Source organism: Sorangium sp. So ce185, assembly GCF_051526825.1.
In the GTDB taxonomy this organism is placed as follows: Bacteria; Myxococcota_A; Polyangia; order Polyangiales; family Polyangiaceae; genus Sorangium; species Sorangium cellulosum_D.
Window position 1 is genome coordinate 8186980 of record NZ_CP150316.1, and the last position, 23016, is coordinate 8209995.

The window sequence follows — 23016 nt, forward strand, 5'->3', positions numbered from 1 at the left end:
CACCATCGATGCGCGGCCGCCAGGTCTCATCACGCGCAGACGACGCACATGGCCGCGCGTCGTACACCGCCCCAAGATGCGGCCGGAAACCTGCAGCTGACGGTGGTCGTCACCGAGAGAGCCGCACCGGGTATTCAGATACTAGAGAGGGGCTGTGGGTGGGTCAAGGAGCATTTGTGTTTCGGGCGACATGATGGCCGCATGCGTGACATGCGGCGAAGAGGCGACCCTCATGCAAATTCATTCGGACTCAGCAGTATCCCGCCATACTCAACGCTCGAGCGATCTGCTGGCCGGCGGTCGGGGCGTAGACATCCAGCACCATCACATCCCTGTTCTGCTTCTCGAAGCGGGTCCGCATGCGCTCTCGGGTGGCGGCATCCACCCCACCCCCGATGACCATGAGATCGAAGTCGCCGGCATGAAGCTCCGTGTCCGGCGAGTCGCCGACGGTACTTACGGCAGAAACCCCTTGTTGGTTCAGCTCTGCCACTGCCCTCTGGAGGACATCGGCCCTGCTGCCGATGACCGGTATTCTCGACTTCGACGTCATACGCTCTCCTTGCGAGCCCAAGGTCCCTGAGATCGGCCGCCGCCCGGCGTGCGCCGGGGAGGTGCGCGCGACGGACAACCTACGCGAGCGCCTCGATCGCATTGGATTCGTTGCCACTATGCTGGAACTCTCTGCTCGTTGGCTGCGGTCCACCCGCCGTCTCCCGCGTGGAGAGGAGCTCTTCGGGCTGCTGCCGGCGTAAGTGCCGCCGTCCCGGGACGACCCGGGAGCGGCGGCCGGATGAGGCTCGCTAGGCCAGCCGGCAGCGGCCGCCGTCCAGCCCTGTCCTCAGGTCCGGGAGGGTCTCGTCGATGGCGCGGGACGTCGCATCGATCGCGTGCCGCTCGATCGGCCCCCAAACGCCGGTCGTTTCCGGCCGAGGCACCTTCCTGCGCGGCATGGCGCGGCAGATAATGTAACCCGTGCAACAGGGGACCTTGCTGGCCGAACGCTACCTCCTCGAACGCCGGGCGGGCGCCGGCGGAATGGGAGAGGTGTGGAAGGCCGTCGATCAGGAAACCGGTCAGCCGGTGGCGCTGAAGACCCTGCCCGGCAGGGAGCCCGATCACGCGGCGCGATTTGCCCGCGAGGCGCTCATCCTCGCGCAGCTCGCTCACCCGCGCGTAGTCCGGTACGTCTCGCACGGCGCGAGCGCTGACGGCACCCCGTACCTGGTCATGGAGTGGCTCGAGGGCGAGGACCTCGCCGCGCGCCTCGCCCGCGGTCGCCTCGAGGTCGAGGAGAGCGTCGCGCTCGCGGCCAGCGTCGCCGACACGCTCGCGTTCGCGCACGGTCGCGGCGTCGTCCACCGCGACCTGAAGCCAGGCAACCTGTTCCTCGTGGCGGGGCGTCTCGACGATGTGAAGGTGCTGGACTTCGGTATCGCGCGCGCGGACCGCTCGACGGGCATCACGCGTCCCGGCTGGCTCATCGGCACGCCCGCCTATATGGCGCCCGAGCAGGCCCGCGGCGAGCTGCACGTCGATGCGCGCGTCGATGTCTTCGCGCTCGGGTGCGTGCTGTTCGAGTGCCTCACCGGCGAACCGGCGTTCCGGGGCGACCACCTGGCGGCGATCCTGGCCAAGGTGCGCTTCGCGGAGACGCCCAGCGCACGGGCGCTGCGGCCCGAGGTGCCGGCGCCGCTCGACGCGCTCCTCGCGCGGATGCTGGCCAAGGAGCGGGAAGCGCGGCCGCCCGACGGCCGGTTTGCGGCGGCGGCGCTGCAGGCGCTCGGCGAGGTGAGCGCGGAGCCGCCGACCGAGGCCCCGGCCCCGTCGACCGACGCACGGGAATTGACCGCGGGCGAGCAGCGGGCTGCTGCGGTGATCCTGGTCTCCGCTCCAGCACGCGCGGAGCGGCAGCCGCTGGAATGCGCCCCCACCGTCAACATCGACGCCGACGAGGCGCTCCTGCGCGAGGCCGCGCGCCACGGCGGATCGGGCGAGCGGCTGATCGACGGCTCGCTGGTCGTCGTGATGGCGGGCGCGGGCGTGGCCACCGACCTGTGCGCCCAGGCGGCGCGCTGCGCGCTCGATCTGCGCCCGCACGCGCGCGGGCGTTCCATCGCGCTGGCGACGGGACGGAGCGAGCAGACGGGGCGATCCATAAGCGCGGCCATCGACCGGGCTGCGCAGCTCGCCGCCGCCGCCCCCGACGCGGTGGTGCTCGACGAGGTTGCCGCGGGGCTGCTCGACGCGCGCTTCGAGGTGCGCGAGGGCGAGGGGCTCTTCACGCTGCACGGCGAGCGCGCGCTCGGCGAGGGGACGCGGCTCCTGCTCGGCAGGGCGACGCCCTGCGTCGGGCGCGAGAAGGAGCTCGGCCTGCTCCGAGCGCTGCTCGCCGAGACCGCGGAGGAAGGACGCGCGCAGGCCGCCCTGGTGACGGCGCCGCCGGGCTTCGGCAAGTCGCGCCTCTTGCAGGAGCTCCTGCGAGAGCAGAAGGCGCAGGAGGATGCGGCGTCGTTCTGGCTCGCGCGCGGCGAGGCGCAGCGAGCGGGATCTCCGTTCGGCATGCTCGGCCAGGCGCTGCGGAGCGCGTGGGGCGTCCAGGAGAGCGAGCCGATAGAGACCCGACGCGCGAAGGTCCGCGCCGGTGTGACGGTCCGGGTCACAGATGCCCAGCGAGATCGCGTCGCAGAGTTCCTGGGAGAGATCGTCGGCGCGCCGTTCCCTGACGATGACAGCCTTCCGCTGCGCGCTGCGCGTCGCGACGCGCAGCTCATGGCCGACCAGGTGCGCGCGGCGTGCCTTGATTATCTCGACGCCGCGTGCGCGGCGGGGCCTGTGATCGTCGTCCTCGAAGACCTGCACTGGGGGGACCGCTTCACGGTGCAGCTCCTCGACGCGGCGCTCCGCGACCTCGGCGATCGGCCGCTGTTCGTGCTGGCGCTGGCCCGTCCCGAGGTGCGCGAGCTGTTTCCGAAGCTCTGGGAGGGGCGGTCGATGCACGAGCTGCGGCTCAACCAGCTCGGCCGCCGCGCCGCCGAGCGGCTCGCGCGCCACGTGCTGGGGCCCGACGCCGACGCGCCGACGATCGCCCGGCTCGTGGCGCTGTCGGAGGGCAATGCGTTCTATCTGGAGGAGCTGATCCGGTGGACGGCGGAGGGCCGGGGCCACGAATTGCCGGCGACGGTCGTGACGATGGTCGAATCGCGGCTGAGCGCGCTCGACGATGAGGCGCGGCGGCTCCTACGCGCGGCGAGCGTGTTCGGCGAGGAGTTCTGCAAGAGGGAAACAAATTCTACACGCAAAAACAATATTGAGCAGTTCCGAGCAGTTAGCGGCTACGCCCGGCACGGACGGCGGTCAGCGGGCGGAGGCCGGGGACGCTGTGTGCGGGCCATCGGGGGCGCCCGTGCGGTTCTGGTGGTCGCGGATCATCGGGGGCGCGGTTTCGGAACGCGCTGCGCCTGGGGCAGGAGCTACGGCGGCGCCGAGCCCGACGTCGGGAGCTTCCACCGCGCGCCGCTGCGTCTCCAGAAGGCAGGGCCCCCGAGTCGAGTGTGCCGGACCCGTCCGTCGCTTGTTGCGAGCGCAGGCGTCCAGGCCGCGCGGCGCGGCCCGCCCTTGCCGCGCTGGCCCCGTCGATCGAACACGGCGGGTGGTCAGCGACGCGATCGAGCTCTTGATCCCTGTGCTGTTCCGCTCCGCTCGCCGGAGTACCGCACACGGTGATCGAAGTGGCGGCGCTCCTGCGCGATCTGCATCGCCTGCGCGAGGCGATCGGATTAGGCGCGGCTCAGCAGCTCGACGACCCCGAGACGCCCGCCGCGGCAACCGCGGCCACGCCCGCGAGCAGCGGCGGGAGCTGCGGGCTCATCCGGGCTGCGGGGGCCTGCGGAACCGCACCGGGGCCGTCCGTTGCCGGTCTCGTAGCTGCCCGCCGATGGCGCCGCCACGTGCGGTGCTCGCGGGCGGCACGGACGCGCGAGCGACGTCGTGCGGCTCCAGCCGCGTGAGCGCTAGCGCGTCGTCGTCGCTGATCGCGCAGGCCACCGCCAGGCGCCGCGCTCGCGGGCGCGTGGCCGCGCGAGCGACGGCGTGCAGCTTGGCTGGCGCACGCTCTGGACGGTACGATCCCAGCCCAGTGTGGTGTTCTCGTCTAGATTCCGTTTGACGCCGATCCTGTGATCGGAAGAATGGCTCGTGTGTCCCTGGGAGCAAGAGGCCATGATGGCAATACGTCTTCGTTCGAAGATAGTCCGCCCCTGTCTCGTTCATATCCTATCCGCTACGGCAATATCTCAAACTGGTTGCACCATCCTAGATGAGAAGCAAGCGCCGACATGCACGGACCCCTCTCCTCAGTGCCAAGCGTTGTGTGGGCAAGAAGACGTGTTCCCTCAGACAGTTGGCTGTGGGAGGACGACGCCGCTTCAGAACCAATTCGTGAAAGCATTAACCACAAAGACATGCAACCAATGGCGCGAAGCACTACCCACCGATGGCAGCAGCTATCTAACCATTACTCCTCAGATGATCGGGATAACACCCGTCACAAAGAATCCGTGCCTGTACTAATCCACGTCTCTCCTGGAGACAGGCCTGAATAGTCGCTGTTCATGGCAAAAGAACAGCGAGACAAGCCGCGATCACCATCAGCCCATCCAATCACCATGGAACTCTTATCGAAGCCGACGAAGCGGATTGGATTCGGACTCATCGCCGTTGCCGCATTGGTAGGAGCATATACCTTGGGGCGAACTTCGGCAGAGGCTCCTGAAAAATCTCAAAATTGCCAGGGCACGGCCAGCACAAGTGTCACCGATCTCCAATCAATTATAAGCACTACTCAGAAAAGGCTAATTAGCTGCGAAAATGCTCTCCATCGCCGCGAACAACCACTTCAGAAAAAGGAAGAGCAACCTCGCATCAACGAAGACGAGCCTACCGCATCATCCCACCCGGAGGGCTCAACAGAATGTGGCACTATATCGCAAAAGAAAGAACTTCAAATGATGGCCAAAGACTGTAGAGAATTCAGGAAATCGTTTGATGCGTATAAGGCAATACTGGAGAACAACAAGATCGACTGCGAGACGATCTTGTCAATTCGGGATTTGGCCCAAAGCCAGTATTCGACTTGTGTCGCGATCATAACAGCCAACGAAGACGCCTCGTATAAAAACCTAATGAGAGACCCTAATATCAGCGAGTTAGTAGAAGACGCGTATGCTTTCAGAGATGACGAATACAGCGGACTTAGCGTCGATGGCCTAGTAAAAAATAAGAGGTGCCTAGTTGAGCAGTGATGAAATCACGCATCATTCGGGGAGATCTTGGTACGTTGCCGGCGATCATGTTAGATCAACTAGCCTTGTGCGTCTTGTTAGGGCTTGGGGTCATTACTGTTAGTGATTTGGCATCGGCACAAGAGAAAGAGTCTCAAGGATCATTCTATTGGGACGGGCTCCATCTTAACGGAATCTTTCAGGCAAAGCTACCTCTTCTCTTGAGGTTAGGAGTTTCATACAGCGGAGGAACAGCTCCGGGGGCTGTCCATGTAGCCATGATGAACTTTGGTCAGACATTGAGCTTAACGAAGGAACTCAACGTTGGCTACCTTCTAGGCGTGGGATTGAGCAAGGAAAGGATGTCGACCGTAGAAGACAAGGTATTGGGGATCCATGCCACGTTCGAAACCGGACCATTCCGGGCAAGTGCGGCCACGAACCTTCAATTGTATGCGTTGGGTGAGGCTATTATTCCGATGTTTACTACGGTCTTGAGAGGACAAGGAGCCATTTTCCGGACCACGCATGTCGACGCTTTCGTTGGCGGAGATCTTTTTCTTCGCAATCTAAACGTCCAGTTCGGCGCCACAACCGGATTTCGATTCAGGGACGTCGTACTCTTTGACCGAAACATAAGCGGACTCTTGTCGGCGACGGTGATGAATACGTGGGCTAGTGTCTCTGCACATGGATTAAGCTGGGCGGCCTACGTGGAGCCCCGTCTTGGGGTTGTTGTCGATCTAGAGACCAAGAAAGAAGAAAAGCGTGATCAGATTTATGAGTATGGGCAATACTGATCTTGAGCGTTCGCGGAGCAGGGCGCGATGTCAATCTCGATGACCGATGCAGCGGACATCGGAGCAGCAACGAGAGCGCGGCCTTCGCTGTCTCCTCAAGCCGTGCGGTCGCTTCGATCGGCTCCTGTGCCGATTCGATTTGTACACGTGACGTCGTCCCACACTGGGATGGAGGCCTCTCGACCCAGCGAGCGTGCCGGGGCGCGCCGGGCCGGGCAAGGGTGCGCTCGCTGCGCGAATCACGCCTGCGCGGCCGCCCTTGCTCCGCCCGGCGCGCCCCGGCGGCTGAGCCCTCGCCAGACCACCGCCACGGTGTGCCTGGGGACCGAGACCAGCACCGGTCGCGACCTTCCATTAAGCCATCACACATGCCCGTTTACCGATCGCAGCACACCACGTGTATGTCCCCTGGCTCAAGTGTACCGCTTTCGATCTTGGAGACTGAAGGAATGCATGTGCCGGGCTCATTCTCCGTGAACGCGGACCGCATCGCCGCGAGTGGCGCGTTGTCAGCCCTGCTGCAAAGCGGAGAGTCGCTGCTGGAAATGACCGTGTTGCCAAGCTCGTCAAAGCAGCGAACGTCCTGGTAGAGCGTGGTCTGCACCGTGCACCTTCCGCCGGTCGGTGCGCCACAGGAGCAGGGCGAGCAGGCACGGGCGTCGATGACGGTAGAAAATTCATGCCGGAACGGGTAGCCCTTCCAGCATTCTCCGTTGTCCTGCGGAGGATAGCAAAGGCGGGCGGCAGCAGGGGCCCAGTTTGGAGTCTTGGGTTTACAAGCCCTTACGTCGGCCAGGCTGCGGCGCCACGGTTCCGGAGCGGGTGTCACGGGGGCGCAAGGGGCCAGCACCGGCGGCTCAAAGGTCACCGACGCGAAGGCGTCGCTCTGGATGGGCGTGGCAGCCGGCGCGCAAGAGCCATCCCAGGATCCGCTGGCCTCCACGGCCCCTACGTCGTCCTCGCCGGGGCACACCGAGGCGTGTGCGGTTACCTTCGACGGCAGCATGCAGGCGGCTGGGTCGCACTGGCATGGCTCACATTCGTCGGGCGCATCCGTCCCGACCAGTCCCTCCCACAACACCTCGTCTCCGAAAAGGCAGTCAGTATCGCCGCCATGGTTCGCAAACCGAACGTAGATTTGGTCGCGATCGTCTGGGGGCGGCAAGTCATAAGATTCCGACGAGCAGCCGATGGGGGCCAAAGCGGCCAACGTGAACAACACAGCCGAGCGCATCGTGATCACCAACCCTTCACTGCAACGGTTTCCTGGTGCAGCAGAACACGCGCGTCTCGCCGCGCTCTACGAGACCCTGAACTAGCGAGAGGTTCGTTGTTGGCGTGCAGGTGCCCGGTTGGTTCTGCGTGAGGATCGCGCGAACCGCAGCAAGGGGCAGCGGCGCTGGAGTGTCGTGACATGCTGCGTCGTTAAGCGCAATCCCGAACCCCGTGTCGAGCTGATTCTCACACGTGGCATCGCCGTATAAGAGCACGTCGACTCTGCAATTGCCTCCTGAAGGGGGGCTGCACGCGCACGGCGTACACGTGCGATTGTCGCGGATCCGAGGCGTGTATTCCAATCTCGTAGAGAATCCCGGTCGGCACAGTCCGTCAGCCTCGGGTGTGATGCACACTAGAAAATCATCCGGAGCAATCTGTTCCGCTTCGTAGGGACAGACCCTAGCAAAGTCTCCTGAGATGGGCGGTGGCGCTAATTGCGAGGGTACACACGCCCGCTCCAGGGCCGGCGGTTCGTAGGTGACCGAAGCGAAGTCATCGCGCGCCACAGGCGAATCAACTGGAGTGCATACACCGATCAGGCTCGCTCCAGCGTCGAACGTCACCGGAGTTCCGGCACCGGGATTGGAGCAGAGTGACACATGGGCCGTTACCGTGGACGGCAAGACGCAGGCGGCGAGGCCGCATGTACAAGCGCCGCACGCCTCTGGAGCCTTCTCATCAGCCCAACCCTCCCATTCGACCAGGCGATCGCCGGGACAGGGAGGCGCCTTCGCTTCGGTACCCACCCAGAGCCACACAGGATCATCGTCTATCCGTGGGCCGTAGATGTCCAGTTCATCCCCACAGCCAAGCAGCACCGCCAAGCTGAGAGCAAGACAAGAGCCTGATCGCACGGTGAATCCTCCCCTTGACTCAGTACTTGTGCTGCCCGCAAGCAACCAGCCCGTAGCAGATGTCGTCGTCATTTGACGGCGTCCTCACGGGTTGCTGCGTGAGAACGGCCTGGCGGTTCGTGATGGAGCGAGGCTCGATAGACGGCGGCGCTTGGGGCGCATCGGACGGCGAGGGGGGAGGTTGTGCGCTTGCTCGGAGCGCTGTTAGCTGGACAATATGGACGGCCCGTGCGAGGCGCGGCGCGGCTCTGCGGGGGAGCTGCCCCCACCAGAGGAGGACCGCTCCTGAGCTCCCGAGCAAGAAGGCGAGCGCGAGCACGGCGCCGAGCAGGCGGACCGGGGAGCTGCGCCGCGTGCCGGCGCTCGAACGCGGAGGGGTCGAGAGCGCCGGTGGCAAGGGCAATACCGGAGAACGCGGGGGGGTCGAGGGGGCCGGTAGTAATGGCAGCATCGGATCGAGGTCCGGTAGCTCGGGCGAAGGCGACCGCGACACGACCGGAGGGGCGTGGGAGACCTTGGGCCGCGCGTCCCGCGGCGGCATCGCGCTCTTGAGCGTGTCGGGCGCTCCGCAAGGCCGCGGCGTGGCGAGCGGAGGTGCATGGGCGATGTCATCCCGCGGGGGCATCACGCTCTTGACCGTATCGGGCGCATCGGGCGCGCGCGGCGCGGGGAGCTCGCTGGCTCGTCTTCCCTGTTCACCCGAGGCCGATCGCTCCGCCTCGTCCTCGATGATAGAGATCGGCGCTTCCTCGTCCGGCGCGCGCCGAGAGCCGCATGGTTTCGCGAAGATGTGCGCGTGGGGAAGCTCCGGCGCTCCGCCACGCTCCTCCCACTCGCGAGCGAAGGGAGTCAGAACAGAGAGCATCTTCTCGATGCTCGGCTGCCGTCGCTTGGGGTCCTCCTCAAGGGCCATTTCAATCATCGCCTGAAGCACGCCAGGAATTCCGGCGGGGAAGCTCCGCTGAGGGGCCCACGGCGAGAGCGCGCGTTTGCACAAGAGCTCGTACATGATGGTGCCGAAGCCGTAGACGTCCGCGCGAGGTCCCAGGCGACCACCGGAGATGAGCTCCGGCGGTGCATGCCCATAGGGATCGTTACGAGCTTCCTCCGCACCCAGCTGAAAGAGGCGCGCGAACCCGAATTGCGTTATCGCGTAGCGGTCATTGCCTTCGATGAAGACCAGATCCGGACTGAGGGCGCCATGAATGATAGAGAGCTCATGAGCACGTACGAGACAGCGGCCGATCTCGATCAGCACCTTGAGATCCGCTGGTCCGACATCGTTCTCGCGCGTCGCTTCGACGAGCGGGATGGCGTCGCTGAGCACGGGGGACGCCGCCCACGCTACGGAGCCGCTAACCCCCCCGTAGAGCACGCGGACGACCTCCGGAACCTCGTCGGAGAGGCGCTGCAGGCGCGCGATGTCTTCAGCGAACACGGCCTCATCGAGACGCGCGCCATCTCGGATGTGCAACCAGACCAAATCCCGCTTGTCGCCGATCTGCCGCGCGAGGAAGTGACGGACCATGCCGCGCTCCTCGTTCAGGATCTCGTGGCCTTCCCAGACATGGCCGATGGCTACCATACGAGCTTGACCTCCGCGCCTCCGGCTCGCGTCCGGATCTCGGCCTTGCCCCGGGGAAAGACCACATAGACGACGGTCGCAACGCCGAGCGCTGCGCCTGTGATGAGGGCAGCCGTGCCCAAGCCTTGGAACACGTTGGCTCGTGTGTTGGCAGCGTTCGCTTCATCGTAGACCTTGCTGAACCGTGCACTGCTCGGGAGCATCGAGCCGTCATACAAGCGCGACACCTTGGCGGCCGTTTCACGCTCGGCGGCGTCGCTGGCCAGGCGAAGACCGACGCCTGCACCGAGCAGCGCGACCGAGCCGGCCGCGCCGGTGCCGATGATCCAGGGGTTGCGCCGGGAGCGCCCCGACGCTGGAGCGACCCGAGCCGGCGCACGGGATTTCGCAGAGGAGGACTTCGGAACCTCGAAGGAGAGGGAGACGTGCCGCGAGTCCCCCGCCGCCACCTTGACGAGCGCATGGGCCACCTGCCCCTGCTTTCCCGTCGCCGTGACCTCGTGCTGTCCAGGGGCGACGAAGACACGACGGCCCCCGCTCACCTCGCGACCGTCCACGAGGATCCGCGCCGTGTCCGGCGGCGCGCTCACCTGGAGCTCGGCCACGCGCTGCCGGACCGCCGCGAGATCGGCGTGTCGCACCTCGTAGCGGCGGCGCTCGAGGTCGTTCGTCGGCGCGGGCATCTGCTCGACGCACTTGGAGAGCTCCTCCGCAGCCTGCTCGAGGCGGTCGAGGCGCAGATCGTATTGCCCGAGCTGGCAGATGGCCATCGGCGTGGGATCGAGCGCGTAGATCTGCGCCCAGTACTCGCGAGCGCGAGCGATCTCAAGCCGCTTCGCGGCCTTCTCCGCCTCTTGCATCAGCTCTTGAACTTGTCGGGCCGGCGCTGATGGCTCAGCGGCGCCAACGGAAGGCAGCAAGAGGATCGCGGCGAAGGTCGCGGCGCGTGATGGGCGCTTAAGGAGGGCAGCACGACGCACGGTTCACCTCGTTGGGAGCTGATGCACGCTTCCGTGGTTTGGCTCGCCAGACTGGATGGGATCCGATCCGGCGCGGCGTCGCTATCTACATCATCCAGTTGCCGGCGGGGAGCGTTCCAGGCGTCGCTGTCTCCCCGAGCGATCCGGGGCAGGTGCATTGCGTGTTCGGGTGTGAAATTCCCGGTAGGTGTCAAAAAAAATGCATGTGGTGAGCGCGACAGAGGCCCAGCACCCGGGCAGGGCGTGCGTTCAGGGGGGAACCACAGCGCCGCGCCGCTGTCGACGCGACGGCGGCTGGTTGCCGCCCACGGGGGCGCCGAGGAGGACGCGATGCGCGAGCGGGGCGCGACGGACCGGCACCGTGTGGGTCTTACGCACACAACAATGGGTCCGCAATGGATTCCGTTCGCACAGTTGCGGCCGAGCGGACGCGAGGGAGCTCGGCGAGCCTGCGACGTCGGCCGGCGCCGCGATGGGCTCGCGCTCGATCAACGTGTGGAGGGCCTCATCGTCGAGCCCCCGTTCAGCGTGGCCGTGCGCCGCGGGCAGCGTGGGCGGCATCACGGCGGCGCGCCCACCGCCCTGAAACGGGCCCGTTGGTGTGGTGACATCCGCGGGCTGCGCACCTGGAACTGCATGACGCCGCCGTGGGTCACCGTTGCGCGCGGTGGCGGCGCGTCGGGGCTCCTCGAGCGCGCCCTGGCCGATGGGCGCGACCGTTCCGTGCGCGGGCGGTTCGTCGGAGCGCGTTCTGCGGCAGATCGCGATCACCGCGGGCTGACGGCCGAGCGCCCAGAGCTGCGCACCATGCCGCCCGTGCAGCAGCGCCGCCCGCCAGCGCGGCCCCACGACCGCGCGTCTCGAGCCGCCGACGGCGCAACGGTGGCTGCTCCTGCCATATAGAACCTCCAATGTCGTGGTGTTTCGAGTTCGGAACGGAGCCTGAACGAGAGCCCGTGAGGAGGCCCGAAATGGTAATTCTGAAGATCCGGTAACTCGTCGCGAGTTACCGGGATCTGGTCAGCCGGGGAAGCCGCTCTGGTGACGCGCAGTTAGGCCGTTTCGAGAGAGCGCCAGAGGGCCCGGTTTTGGGGGGTCGCGAAGGGGTCGATTTGGTAATTCTGCGCGGGGTCGGCTGAGGATCTCCGGCGAGCCGCCTCGGCTTTGTCGCATACGTATGCGACAGGGCGGCGCGCGGCAGACACGGCCGCCGCGGGGCGGGCCGAGCGGCGCGGCGCGAGCTGGTCCCGGCGGACGCCGGGGCGGCCTGGGCCCAGAGCTGAGCACGTATCGGGGCGCGTGTTCGGCGCACGGGGCCGCTGCGCCCGTCCAGGCGGGAGGCTGACGCAAGGCGGAGCTCGCCCAGGTGGACGCCAGCGCGGCCCGCGGCCGCGCCGCCGGGCGAGCTGGCCCCGCTCGACGGCCCGGCCGTGGGATCGCCGGAGGGGCCACGCCGCACACCGAGGTCACGTGATCGGGTTCCAGCGAACGCCAGTCAGGTCACGGTGTCACGTGAGACCCGGCGTCCTGTTGGTCGCGCGCTACATCACAATTTAATGCCGTCGCCCTCGCCTGGTGCCGACTCTTGTACTCTGCTTTAACGCTCTTTAAGGTTGAACGAAAAATGAAGGCTTCGTTGTGGCGGGTCTGTGGCTCCGTGCTTTTGTAGGCGCATGAGCTCGCGGCGCTGGTACGAGCTCGCGTGCGGAGTTGTCCGCGCGCCGAGCCACGTCCTCGAAGAGTGTTTTCAGATGAACAAGCAGACCCGGTGCCACCTGCGCGCGATTGCACGGCTGCACCCCGACATCGGCAACCTGTGCGATCAGCTTGAGGCGCCCTGGAACGCTGTGCGAAGGATCGCGCACGCGCCGGGGGCGGCGGCGCAGTGGGAGCGCGCGGCGCAGGTGCTCGGTGAGCTCGTGGAGAAGCGCCGGGCAACGGCGCCGCGTCGGTCGAGGCTGGAGGCGGCGCGCCTGGAGGCGCTGAAGCAAATGGGACCACCGATGGAGGGGCCAGGAGAGGTTGCAAGCAGCCTGCGAGCCGCGTGGGAGGCGGCGGAGCGCGGGACGACCGCGGTTCCAAGCGCACGTCCGGGCGATCGGCGTGCTCGTCTGCGGTGCAGCGCTGCCCGGCGGGAAGCGCGCCAGTAGAGCACATGAAGCGGCCTCGCGATGCACTTCCGCCCCGTCGCGCTCCCGCGCGTGCCTATCGCGCCCGCTCGCCGATCCTATTCAGGGAAACGGAGCGGCTCGACCTGGCCCCCGTCCTGCCCCGTTACCATCTCGCCCGAACAATCCCACGAGTGCCGCCTTTGCCCGGCGGTCCCACCTCGTACGTGAGTACCCGTTCGGCGACCAGCATGCTGTCCTGGAGCTCCTGCGCTGCGTAGAGATCCGCGCCGGAGGTGTGGATGGACGAGAGCACACGTATCTGGCGCGACCGCGTGGCGCGCTGGCACAAGAGCGGGCAATCCGCCCGGGTGTTCGCGGAGCAGGAGGGGGTCAACGCCGGGACGCTGTACTCCTGGAGCCGCCGACTGGGGATGAAGCGGAGCGCGTACCGGCAGAGCGCGGAGAAGGCGACGCTGCCCACGTTGCTGTACGTGACGCCTTCCAGCATAAGCTGGTCCTCGTCGAGGTACGCGACTTCGATCGCGTCACCGCCACGCCCGGGGCCGCATAGCCGCCGTCCTCCCTTGGCGCGGTTCGCGTCAGGCTCGCCGCGGACCCATGCACACCTCGCCGGGAACGCTGGAGCACCGCCGCCGTCGTGCGCCTCCTGGCATGCGACTGTCAGCGCACCGTGATCGCCGGCGGCCTGCCCCACGGACCGCGACAGGCCGCGCTCGGGAGGACGGTGGCGCACGACCCTGCTTGCGCACGGCCGTCAGCGTGCGGGCATCGTCGGGTCTGTCCCGTGATGCCGCGACGGGCTGCGCTCGGGCGGGACGGTCGCGCACGGGTCCGCTCGCGCAGCACCTCGCGCGCGGCCGTCAGCGCGCGGTCATCGGCGGCCGCTTGCCCCACGGCGCCGCGTCGGGCCGTGCTCTCTCAGGACGGCGGAGCTGTCGTGGACCGCCCCATCGGATCGCGCCCGAACCGGCCAAGCGGATCGTGGGCAAGCCCGCTCGGACCCCGCGAGGCAGGGGGCGCGGTGCCCGCTCACGTCAAGGCGCCGCTCCGCGGAAATTCTAACAAATTTGAGCCATTGACGTGAGCTGCGCGTCGCGCCGTGGAGGGGCAGGTACGGGGTTGGACCGGGGAATCTTGACCGATGCAGTCGTGCTCCGTTCTGCCGATCGGGTCGCGCTCCATGAGCCGGTCTTCGACAGATCGCATCGGCATGGCTGCTCGGAGCACGTCGAAGTACGAATCGACGATGCGCGATGGCGTCCGTCAGGTCGTTACTAAGGCTGAGGTTCTCCAGAATCGCGATCCAGGCGTCACCGACCCGGCCGAAGGGACACCGGGCCGGCCGCTGAGGTCGCCACCTCCGGCAACATCGCCGCCATCAGCAACTCGACGCAAAAATATCGCGATCGGGTCGCCTGGTCGCCCGTACAGAAGGCTTGACATGTCGGGTTGGCTATCGGCTACGCTACCTCCCCACGATGAGCAAGGAGGGGGCATGCGGGGTGAGAGCTGGTGCATCGGCGGTCCAGGCGGGAGCAGCAGCCCCTGCACCCGAAGGCCGATGACGTCGAGCTGGACGCGAACGAGCAAGGCCGTGACCGAATCCTCCAGCGCGCGCGCCCGCTGTGCTGACAGGTCGCGGACGCCGCGGCCTATCTCCGGGAACACGGAAACCTATCGCTTCCAAAGTCGTTCCCACGGCGACAGACTTGCACCAGTTTCCGAAGAGGGGGAAGTTCCTCAGGAGCAGCGCCGACCGCTCTCCGGCCTTTCGGCCCCCCGGAAGACGGTCGGGAGCCGGCAAGAGCACCGTCTGAATAACCACATTCGTTCCAACAATGTCAACGGCAGGAGGCAGCGATGATTGAGCGATTGGGCGACTTGGGCGACCTCTTTCGGCAGTTCCGCGAGATGAAGAAGCTGACGCAGGAGGGCCTTGCAGAACGCTGCGGGGCGACTGTAAACCGCACGCAGATCGCGCTGCTGGAACAGGGACGACGTCTGCCCAAGCCCGAAAGTCTTCGAGCGATTGCCGAACAACTTGGGATCCCCGGGGAAACATGGGCACCGTTCGCGAGGGATGAGTCCCATCTTCGTCAGCAGTTCGAGGCATCCGTCGGGGAGTTGGTGGGTCGGGTGGTTGGGCTCCGGTCAATGGATATCGAGTCAGTTCACGCCGCCGAGGCGACTACTAAAACGCTATTCTCGGGAATGCTCACCGCAACACAGTCTTTTGACACGCTTAACAGCATACTTCTATTTTACGCTGTCCCCCGCATGAGTCGAGCTTTCTTCGATCGGTACCTTGGGGGCACCGCCTTTCAGTCGATTGAACTCTTCGACGCTGCTATTCGGCGGTTTCACGAAGAGGCCATTCGCCTTTTTAGCACTTTTGCCGAAGCTTATCGCAAGATGAACGCTTCGAATAATCTATCGACGATCTTGGAGCCTCTCGCAGCGAGAGACCTCAGCGCCTACACAGATCGTACGGTGTGGGACGCTCCAGATCCTGCAAGCCTTGAGGGTAACAGGATCCTTCCGATTCCGGAGCACAAGCTTGAGTTCCTGGGCTACATCTCGGCCGCGAAATACAAGGCACAAAAGAGAAAACGCGAAACGCTCGCCAAGTACCTTCGTGAGCTTGCGAAAGAGGTGCGGGCAAAAGGTCCTCATGCCTTGGATGAATTCGGCGAAAAGCGGCGCCGTAAGATCGACTCATTGATGCGTGAGTTGGGGTCTACGATGGCGCACACTCCCATCTCGCCCCTCTTTGTGTCTAACGCCGCGAATCTTGAGAACGAAGCAAATAGAATTCTCCGCGACGAAAAGGATGAAGCGGAGATGGAGCGCATCCAGGCACAGGCACTGTCGAATTTGTCCCATTACATCAGCGCCGATCACATGGACGTCTATGTGGCGACCTCCATGCGAAGCACGTCAGACTTCGTCTCCGTCAACCGTTTTGTAGCTCGCTTGTTCCGCCACGACCAGATCGCCCCGCTGCGCCTTCGCTATTTCAATCCAACACAGTCATGGATTGAGGATCGCGTGGCCAAAGGCTTGGTCGAAGCGTTGATGCTCAGACGCGCGAGTGTTACTCTTTACATGGCGCAGAAGGCTGACTCATTCGGCAAGGATTCGGAGGCGTCGGTGGCACTGGGCCAGGGCAAGCCCGTCATCGTTTATGTTCCGAAGCTTGTCTTGCCGTCTGCCGGTTTGGACTCTGAGTCGTTGATGGCGGAGACCGACCTTCGACTGCGTGAGATGTTGCTCGCACAAGGGCGCACTGCAGAAGATCTTGATGACCTCGACCACGACGGTCTGTTCACCGAGGCGCTAACGGCGAGAATTATAGCTCTGTCGGATAAGCAGATTACCGAAATCGTGCACCTGCATTGGGCTGACTTTGCTCTGCTAGACGAGTCCGAGCGGATTCGTGGAAAAGATGTCAAAGAGAAGGAGGCTAAAGACCAGGATACCGATCAAAAGAAAGACGAAGACCAGATGAGACGCGCCACGCGGCTTCGCGAAGAATACACAAAGTTCGTTAGTGCGATCACTCGTGGTGAGCTTCCGGAGCTCACATCGGAATTGCGCGTTGAGGTCGAGCGCATACTGGTTGCGACGACTGTAGGGTTTGAGATTAGACGAGCAAGGCTCTTCAAGGAGGTCCATCCGCTCGCGCTTCAGATCATTCTTAGCACGGGTGTTCTAAACGGAATTCTGGTAAGCAGATCGGTTGACTCGTGCGCATATCTTTTGCGTGGATTGCTCGAGAATAAGCTTCAGCTTGAACTCGAGCCTGATGATACCAATTACCGATTGCTTGAGAAGACGACCAGATCAACGGTCAGGGTCATCGCTCGGAACACGCTCCTCAACAATGCGTTGGACGGGCTATATGATCGCCTGTGACCGAACCGCGGTTCCTTGATTGAGCACATCATAACGACCTGCGATGACTAGTACACGTCCAACTGCTGCCGGGCGCGCTTCGTGCAAGGGCAGAGCCGCGAGCCGTTGAACACACTGAAGTTATGAATCGGAGCTGTCTAACGGAATAAATCCATGCATGCGTACAGGCTGCCTGTGTGAGTTGGCGTTCAGGGAGATAAGAAACAGGTGCGTTCATGTCAATGAAACAGCTTCCGCTTCCGACCGACCTGCAACATCAGCCGCTCCGAGCCGTCCCCTACGTCGCGCACGATGGCAAGCGGGCGGGCAACACCGACGCCCAGCACCTTTCGGTGGGACGTGCACAGTGGGAAGTAGAAGATCTCTCGGTTAAGGTCTTCCGACACGTCGACTCGGGTTGGAGCCGACAAAGCGAGGAATTGCCTGTTAGCCGTGCAATCGACCTCGTTATATTCGCCGCGTTGGCCCTATTTTGTGATAGCGATGAGTTGCCGGATGGTACATTCGAGAACCAACCGCACCCCCTCAAGATGCAACCTTCGCCACCTCAACCATGTGAAAGTATTGAGGAGGAGTACGCAGAGGATGTCGGTCGGGCTCGAGGGCGGCTCCGCAAGCTGCGAGAGGTTCTCAATGAACTGCATCGGGACGGAAGGATCTGACAGCGATGATGTCCCTCTCACTTCGAGTCTGGCGCTGAACGGCGCACGCCCGGGGGTGTTAACGCTCACGATGGTTGCTGCTCGGTTGCGCAAGCTGGTTGCTGGCCATCGCGAGGGTGACCGGTCCGATACACCGGTCGACGAACGGCCAGTCGCCAGCGCCCGACGTGGCCTCGACCTGCGCGGGCGCTCGGCGCCGGCCAGGGCCTCGACGGCCCCCGAGCTCCCCGGCGTCCTCGCCGACGCCGCGGCCGCTCCGCGCTCGATCAGGCCGCGGCACCGACCCGCGGAAGCCGCGGAAGGGGGCTCGCGGGCTCGCCGCCCGCCTGCCGCACGACATCCCAGGAAGAAGATTTTTACTGACGCTCTACAGTGCGAGATCGTCGGCATCCTCGCGCAGGTAGGCGTCTGCCTCGCCCCGCTCGGGATGAGGCTCGACGCTGATCACGCAGCGCTCGCGATCCGCCAAGACGACCGAGCCCACGGCCGGGGCTTCGACGAGGTGGACGCGCTACGTCAGGGCGTGACAGCCCTTCTCCAGGATGAGCCGCACGCGCATGCAGCGACGCTACCACCGGCACCGCCCCGGCGACGACGAGGGCAACGTGACCGGACGGACTGGGCGCGGATGACAGCCCTAACGCCCATCGCGATCCCCGGCCTCTGGCTCGCGCCTGCGCGTCCGGGGAACGCGCCGAGGAGGTGGGCTCGCGCGTCGCGAGTCGGGGCGGGCTTGAGGCACGCGGACGCACGAGGGATCGCCGACCCGGACCCGCGTCGCCCTCCCCGCTTGCCCCGCCCGGGCCCTTACTGTACACCTGTACACGTCATGAGCGACGGCAGCGCCATCGAGTGGACGGACGCCACCTGGAACCCCCTCCGCGGCTGCACGAAGGTGAGCCCCGGCTGCAAGCACTGTTACGCGGAGACCTTCGCGGAACGCTTCCGAGGCGTGCCTGGCCATCCGTACGAGCAGGGCTTCGACCTCCTGCTGGTGCCAGACAAGCTCTTCGAACCGTTCCGATGGAGCCGCTCGCGGAGGGTCTTCGTCAACTCCATGAGCGACCTCTTCCAGGACAAAGTCCCAGAGGAGTACGTCCGCCAGGTCTTCGAGGTCATGGCCTCCGCCGATTGGCACATCTACCAGATGCTCACCAAGCGTGCGGCGCGCCTCTTAACGCTCACCTCGCGGATGCCGCCTGAGATCGTTCACCGCAGGCATATCTGGCTCGGGGTGAGCGTGGAGGACCGAGCTTACGGGCTCCCGAGGATCGACGAGCTCCGCCGGACTCCGGCCAAGGTGCGCTTCCTCTCCATCGAGCCACTGCTTGAAGACCTCGGCCGGATCGATCTCCAGGGTATCGACTGGGTGATCGTGGGCGGTGAGAGCGGCCCGAGGGCCCGTCCGATGGAGGAGCGCTGGGTGCTCTCGATCCGCGACCAGTGCAGGGAGGCAGGGATCCCGTTCTTCTTCAAGCAGTGGGGAGGGGTCCAGAAGTCTCGCGCCGGAAGACACCTAGGAAAGCGAACGTACGACGAGTACCCGACCATCGAACCGGCCGCGCCGCCGCCCGCGGCCGTACGCGCCCAGCGGCTGGCGGTGATAAGGGACCAGTTCCTGCGGGGGGGGATGGCGGCGGAGTAGGAGCGCACCATGGCGAAGTACGATTGGTCCGACGGACCAGCGACGCTGGGCCCCCACAGCTTGGCAAAGCACGCGATCTTGAGGGAGTATATAGAGCGGTACATCCCGATCTTGACGCGCGGCGGCACCGTCCCACTAAAATTGATGCTCATCGACGGGTTCGCCGGAGGGGGCGAGTACGTCGTCGAGGGCCACGGTAGTACGCTCCATCCCGGGTCGCCGCTCATCCTGATCAACGCCGTCCGGGCCGCGGAGGCGCGGATGAACGCCGTTGCTGGCCGGAAAAAGCCGTTCTCCGTCGAGGCGAGCTACGTCTTCATCGAGAAGAACCCCACGACCTACGCGTACCTGGATGCGACGTTGAAGCGGCACGTCGGCGAGAGCTTCGTCCGGGACAAAGTCGACCTGCGGCGTGGGGCTTTCGAGGAGGAACTCGGTGGCATCCTGGATCAAATTAAGGGCACCAGCCCCAGGCGCCCGCGTCCGATCTTCGTGCTCGACCAGTACGGCTATCGTGCCATCCCCGTCGACTTGATCAGGCGAATCATGACGGAAATCCCCACGGCGGAGGTGTTTTTAACACTCGCGGTGGACCACATCTCGGCGCATGCACGGACGGCCGGAGAGGCGCTCGGCAGGCTGAAGGACGCGCGCCTGGTCGAGCCCGAGTTGGAGGCGTTCCTCTCCGGTCGCCGGGACATGGACGAAGCAGCGACGCTGTCCAGCGAGGACCGCGGCCGGCTGATGCGCTTGATCCAGTTCATCCTGCATGAGACGTTCGCGAAGCGCGCGCACGCCGAGTGCTACACCCCCTTCTTCATCACCTCGAAGCGCAGCCACCGATCGTACTGGTTCCTGCACCTTGCCAACAGTTCCAAAGCCAACGACGTTGTAAAGGCCCTGCACTGGTCGGTGAGCAACCACTTCGAGCACTTCGGCCGCGAAGGCACGATGATGCTCGGCTTCGACCCGGCCAAGAACAAATACCAGGCCGTCTTGCCGTTCCCGTTCGAGTTCGACGACTCGGCGAAGGCTCGAACAGTTAGGGCGCTCGTCGAGGAACTGCCGGTTATCTTCCAGGCCAGGCACCACGATGGCGTCTCTCTCAAAGCTCTCTATAAGGCCCTATGTAACGAGACCCCGGCGGATCTCGAGACGCTCGGCGACGCCGTCAATCGGCTGTGCGCGGACCTTGAGTTTGAGAAGCGCGGAGCGAATGGTGAGGAGCGCGAGGTGTCGACGAAGGTGAAGGATTCGGACATCATCCGCCCTGCCAGACAGGGCCGTCTGTTCCGCAAGTGAGTTGGACGAGGAGTAAAGGAAACGCTGTAGCTATCGCCCAAATGGCGTACACGCCGGCAGGCGTCGGACGTCGGACGAACCTTGTCTACCGGGCATCGGCGTCGGAGTCCATTCGCCTTCGACGCAGTGAGCGCAGGTGACCACCCGGCCTCCATGCAGAACCGGATCAGCAACACGCCGGGCTAGATTTACCGACCCCGGACCGGAGCGGGGGCACTTTCCGACGAACCGAGGTAGTCACGCGCGGACATCGATGGAGCAGGGAGCGCTGCGACATTCGTGGACAAAGACGTGACGGTCGAAGGGACCGGGAGCGCAACGGCGATCGGCGCAGGGCGGAGCGCTGGCAGCTCCTGTGCACCATGCGCCGCTGATATCTGCGATGGATCGCGCCATGTGATCCTGATCTGCTTGTCCTTTGTCGCCTCGACTTTCGAGGAGAACGCGCGGATCAGCGCTCGCTGGACGTCTACCTGCAAGATGCTCCACTCATCGGCTATCTGCTGGACATAGGCGTGCGCGTGCTTTCGAGTCTCGATGGTGTCGTTGCCCACCGTTTCTTTGAACTCGGCTTCCTTCGCCTCGATTGCTGCAAGCGAGTCATCGAGGCGATTCAGTTCTACCTTCACGTCCTCGACCGTGAAGAGCCCCTTTGCAACAAATTCCACCACGCGCTGTCGCGCGATCTTGATCTCCCGGCGCTGGGCGGCGAAATCTGGCTTCTCGATCTGGCGTGGCGGCCTAGTAAGGGAGGTGAGTAGCGAGCGAGCAAACGCCAGGAATTGCTCTCCCGCAGCGGCGTCCGCGTCCGGCTGACGGAGCCATGCGGAAGACTTGCACCGCACGCCCTTCTCTTTCTGCTCCACATGGCCGCGGCAGACGTAGTAGCCTACCTTGTGTCGGCTGCTGCGGGGTACCGGAATCGCAGCAACGCTGCCGCCGCATTCCGCGCAGCGGCAGATGCCGCGAAGCAAGTGGTTGACCGTCGCAGACTCGGCTTGTGGCTTCCTTCCCCGGCGTCGATCTCTCAGTGCGAGCTGGACGTTGTTGAACGTCTCATCGTCGACGATCGCCTCATGCGCGGGCACCCATTCGGCCGGAAGCTGCACGGCGCCGCGTGTCGCCTTCGGCCGCACGGCGGTCTTTGCAATGCGGCCCGTGTAAACGCGGTTACGCAGCGCGATGAGCACCCAGGCGCGTCCGAATGCTTTGACGTTGCCGTACTCCTGGCGAAGACGCTTTGCAATCTCAAACACGCTACAGCCTTCGAGCGCGAGCGCGAACATGCGACGCACCACCACGGCGTGCTCCGGAACCACGCGGAGCGGCAGCGGCATCTTCGTTCCTTTGGGCTTCGGCTGGCGTTCGTAGCCGAATGGCGGCCGTCCCTCGACGAAGTAGCCTTGGACGCGCAGGTGCTTGCGCCCCCCTTCGGTCCGCTCCTTGATCCGACGGCGCTCCTGTTCCGCGCCGACCGCCCAGTTGGCCAGCGTGTCCTCTGCCATCGGCGAACGCGAATCGAAGCCCTTGTCGATGGCGACGAACACGGCGCCCTTGCGCATGATCTGCCGGACGTTCTTCACGATGAAGACCACGTCGCGGCCGAAGCGGTCGATGTCCGTCACGATCACCATGTCGCCGCGGCGGACGTCGGCCAGGAGCGCGGCGACCTTCTTCCTGTTCGCTTCGTTCTCCTCGCCGCCGCTCTCGACTTCCGGAAACAAGATCGGCTCCGGCAGCGAGTGGAGCCGGCAGTAGTTGCCGATCTTCTCGGCCTGGGCGTCCAGGGAGACGCCCGCGATTTCCTGCTCCCTCGTTGACACGCGCGGGTAGCCGAGGGTCCGACGGATCGCGGTGTTGGGGGTTGCGTCTTTCATTTGTTGCACCTGTCCAAAAGGATGATCCTACTCCGGCCGACCAAGCTGAGCAAATCGCCGGTTTCAGCCGGAATTTCTGCCTCTCCTGCGTCTAACAAAAGCTCCTCAGCTCTGGGCCGGGGGCGTCGCGTCGCTCGTCGGCGGTGAGGCGCGCCGGAGCTCGGTCCTGGCAGCCCTCGACGCCCTGGTGGAGCGTGAGCTCCTGGTGCGGCGCCCCGACAGCCGCTTCCCGGGCGAGGAGGAGCTCGCCTTTCGGCACGCGCTCCTACGGGAGGGCGCGTATGCGATGCTGACCGAGGAAGACCGGACACTCGGGCACCGGCTCGCGGGCGAATGGCTGGAGGCGCGGGGCGAGCCAGCGGCGCGGGTGCTGGCCGAGCACTTCGACAAGGGAGGCGACGGTCCAAGCGCAGGGCGGTATTACCTGCTCTCGTCGCGCCATGCGAGCTGGGGCGGCGACGGCCCAGGCGCGATCTCGCTCGCGCGCCGAGGGCTCGCGCTGCCGATACCTGACGATCTGCGCATGAGGCTGCTGGGCGCGGTGTGCGAGACGGCCGCGTGGTATGCGGAGATGGCGTTCTCCGTGCGGAGCGAGGCCGCGGAGCTCTTGCAGAGCGCCCCGCGCGGGAGCACGCCCTGGGCCCAGGCGGCGCTGCTGCACTTCAGCGTCGCGATGAAGACGGGCCAGGTCAAGGCGCTCCTCG

At 65.1% G+C, this 23016-nt stretch carries 15 protein-coding genes; 10 read left to right on the top strand and 5 right to left on the bottom strand.

Annotated elements, in window-relative coordinates:
- Positions 1-250 precede the first annotated feature (250 nt).
- On the bottom strand, positions 251-553 hold the full coding sequence (locus WMF26_RS30005; protein WP_437995494.1) for a hypothetical protein: 303 nt from the start codon (positions 551-553) through the stop codon (positions 251-253).
- Positions 554-975: 422 nt separating this feature from the next.
- Between WMF26_RS30005 and WMF26_RS30010 the strand changes: the two genes are divergently transcribed.
- The 4 genes from WMF26_RS30010 (at position 976) to WMF26_RS30025 (ending at position 7401) form a co-directional block, all read left to right on the top strand.
- Positions 976-3726, top strand: coding sequence for a protein kinase domain-containing protein (locus WMF26_RS30010; protein ID WP_437995495.1), 2751 nt, complete (start codon positions 976-978; stop codon positions 3724-3726).
- A gap of 887 nt (positions 3727-4613) precedes the next feature.
- On the top strand, positions 4614-5303 hold the full coding sequence (locus WMF26_RS30015) for a hypothetical protein (RefSeq protein ID WP_437995496.1): 690 nt from the start codon (positions 4614-4616) through the stop codon (positions 5301-5303).
- Entirely contained in the window at positions 5303-6082 is a 780-nt protein-coding gene (locus WMF26_RS30020; protein ID WP_437995497.1) for a hypothetical protein, read from the top strand. Before WMF26_RS30015 ends, WMF26_RS30020 begins: the two co-directional genes overlap by 1 nt.
- 1190 nt (positions 6083-7272) lie before the next feature.
- Positions 7273-7401 (top strand): hypothetical protein, encoded by a 129-nt coding sequence (locus tag WMF26_RS30025; RefSeq protein WP_437995498.1) that lies wholly within the window; start codon positions 7273-7275, stop codon positions 7399-7401.
- Between the two features lie 832 nt (positions 7402-8233).
- Here WMF26_RS30025 and WMF26_RS30030 read toward each other — a convergent pair.
- Together WMF26_RS30030 and WMF26_RS30035 are read right to left on the bottom strand one after the other, a co-directional pair.
- Entirely contained in the window at positions 8234-9799 is a 1566-nt protein-coding gene (locus WMF26_RS30030; protein ID WP_437995499.1) for a protein kinase domain-containing protein, read from the bottom strand.
- Entirely contained in the window at positions 9793-10779 is a 987-nt protein-coding gene (locus WMF26_RS30035; RefSeq protein WP_044986605.1) for a hypothetical protein, read from the bottom strand. Before WMF26_RS30035 ends, WMF26_RS30030 begins: the two co-directional genes overlap by 7 nt.
- A 1751-nt stretch (positions 10780-12530) precedes the next feature.
- Here WMF26_RS30035 and WMF26_RS30040 point away from each other — a divergent pair.
- The 6 genes from WMF26_RS30040 to WMF26_RS30065 all read left to right on the top strand — a co-directional run bounded on the left by WMF26_RS30040 (position 12531) and on the right by WMF26_RS30065 (position 20435).
- On the top strand, positions 12531-12929 hold the full coding sequence (locus tag WMF26_RS30040) for a hypothetical protein (protein ID WP_437995500.1): 399 nt from the start codon (positions 12531-12533) through the stop codon (positions 12927-12929).
- Positions 12930-13189: 260 nt separating this feature from the next.
- Positions 13190-13585, top strand: coding sequence for an IS66 family insertion sequence element accessory protein TnpA (gene tnpA / locus WMF26_RS30045; RefSeq protein ID WP_437995501.1), 396 nt, complete (start codon positions 13190-13192; stop codon positions 13583-13585).
- 1186 nt (positions 13586-14771) lie between these two features.
- A complete protein-coding gene (locus WMF26_RS30050; RefSeq protein WP_020739808.1) occupies positions 14772-16826 on the top strand; it encodes a helix-turn-helix domain-containing protein in 2055 nt (684 codons plus the stop codon).
- 221 nt (positions 16827-17047) lie between these two features.
- Positions 17048-17488: a DUF6530 family protein gene (locus WMF26_RS30055; protein WP_420878178.1), complete on the top strand. Its 441-nt coding sequence runs from the start codon at positions 17048-17050 to the stop codon at positions 17486-17488.
- An 829-nt stretch (positions 17489-18317) separates the two neighbouring features.
- Complete coding sequence (locus WMF26_RS30060) at positions 18318-19133, top strand: DUF5131 family protein (RefSeq protein WP_020739812.1); 816 nt, start codon at positions 18318-18320, stop codon at positions 19131-19133.
- A gap of 9 nt (positions 19134-19142) precedes the next feature.
- Positions 19143-20435 carry a three-Cys-motif partner protein TcmP gene (locus tag WMF26_RS30065; RefSeq protein WP_020739813.1) on the top strand — a complete coding sequence of 431 codons (1293 nt, stop codon included), beginning with the start codon at positions 19143-19145 and terminating at the stop codon, positions 20433-20435.
- Between the two features lie 188 nt (positions 20436-20623).
- On the opposite strand, the gene WMF26_RS30070 is transcribed toward WMF26_RS30065, so the two are convergent.
- Both WMF26_RS30070 and WMF26_RS30075 read right to left on the bottom strand, forming a co-directional pair.
- On the bottom strand, positions 20624-22312 hold the full coding sequence (locus tag WMF26_RS30070) for a recombinase family protein (RefSeq protein ID WP_437995502.1): 1689 nt from the start codon (positions 22310-22312) through the stop codon (positions 20624-20626).
- A gap of 420 nt (positions 22313-22732) precedes the next feature.
- The gene (locus WMF26_RS30075) at positions 22733-23005 is read right to left on the bottom strand and encodes a hypothetical protein (protein ID WP_437995503.1); all 273 of its coding nucleotides are present in this window, start codon (positions 23003-23005) and stop codon (positions 22733-22735) included.
- Positions 23006-23016: the final 11 nt, after the last annotated feature.

Coding starts and splice junctions, on each gene's coding strand:
- WMF26_RS30020 (WP_437995497.1), top strand. CDS start 5,303: ATGAAATCACGCATCATTCGGGGAGATCTTGGTACGTTGCCGGCGATC.
- WMF26_RS30030 (WP_437995499.1), bottom strand. CDS start 9,799: ATGGTAGCCATCGGCCATGTCTGGGAAGGCCACGAGATCCTGAACGAG.
- tnpA (WP_437995501.1), top strand. CDS start 13,190: ATGGACGAGAGCACACGTATCTGGCGCGACCGCGTGGCGCGCTGGCAC.
- WMF26_RS30070 (WP_437995502.1), bottom strand. CDS start 22,312: ATGAAAGACGCAACCCCCAACACCGCGATCCGTCGGACCCTCGGCTAC.
- WMF26_RS30040 (WP_437995500.1), top strand. CDS start 12,531: ATGAACAAGCAGACCCGGTGCCACCTGCGCGCGATTGCACGGCTGCAC.
- WMF26_RS30025 (WP_437995498.1), top strand. CDS start 7,273: ATGGGGGCCAAAGCGGCCAACGTGAACAACACAGCCGAGCGCATCGTG.
- WMF26_RS30050 (WP_020739808.1), top strand. CDS start 14,772: ATGATTGAGCGATTGGGCGACTTGGGCGACCTCTTTCGGCAGTTCCGC.
- WMF26_RS30065 (WP_020739813.1), top strand. CDS start 19,143: ATGGCGAAGTACGATTGGTCCGACGGACCAGCGACGCTGGGCCCCCAC.
- WMF26_RS30005 (WP_437995494.1), bottom strand. CDS start 553: ATGACGTCGAAGTCGAGAATACCGGTCATCGGCAGCAGGGCCGATGTC.
- WMF26_RS30060 (WP_020739812.1), top strand. CDS start 18,318: ATGAGCGACGGCAGCGCCATCGAGTGGACGGACGCCACCTGGAACCCC.
- WMF26_RS30015 (WP_437995496.1), top strand. CDS start 4,614: ATGGCAAAAGAACAGCGAGACAAGCCGCGATCACCATCAGCCCATCCA.
- WMF26_RS30055 (WP_420878178.1), top strand. CDS start 17,048: ATGAAACAGCTTCCGCTTCCGACCGACCTGCAACATCAGCCGCTCCGA.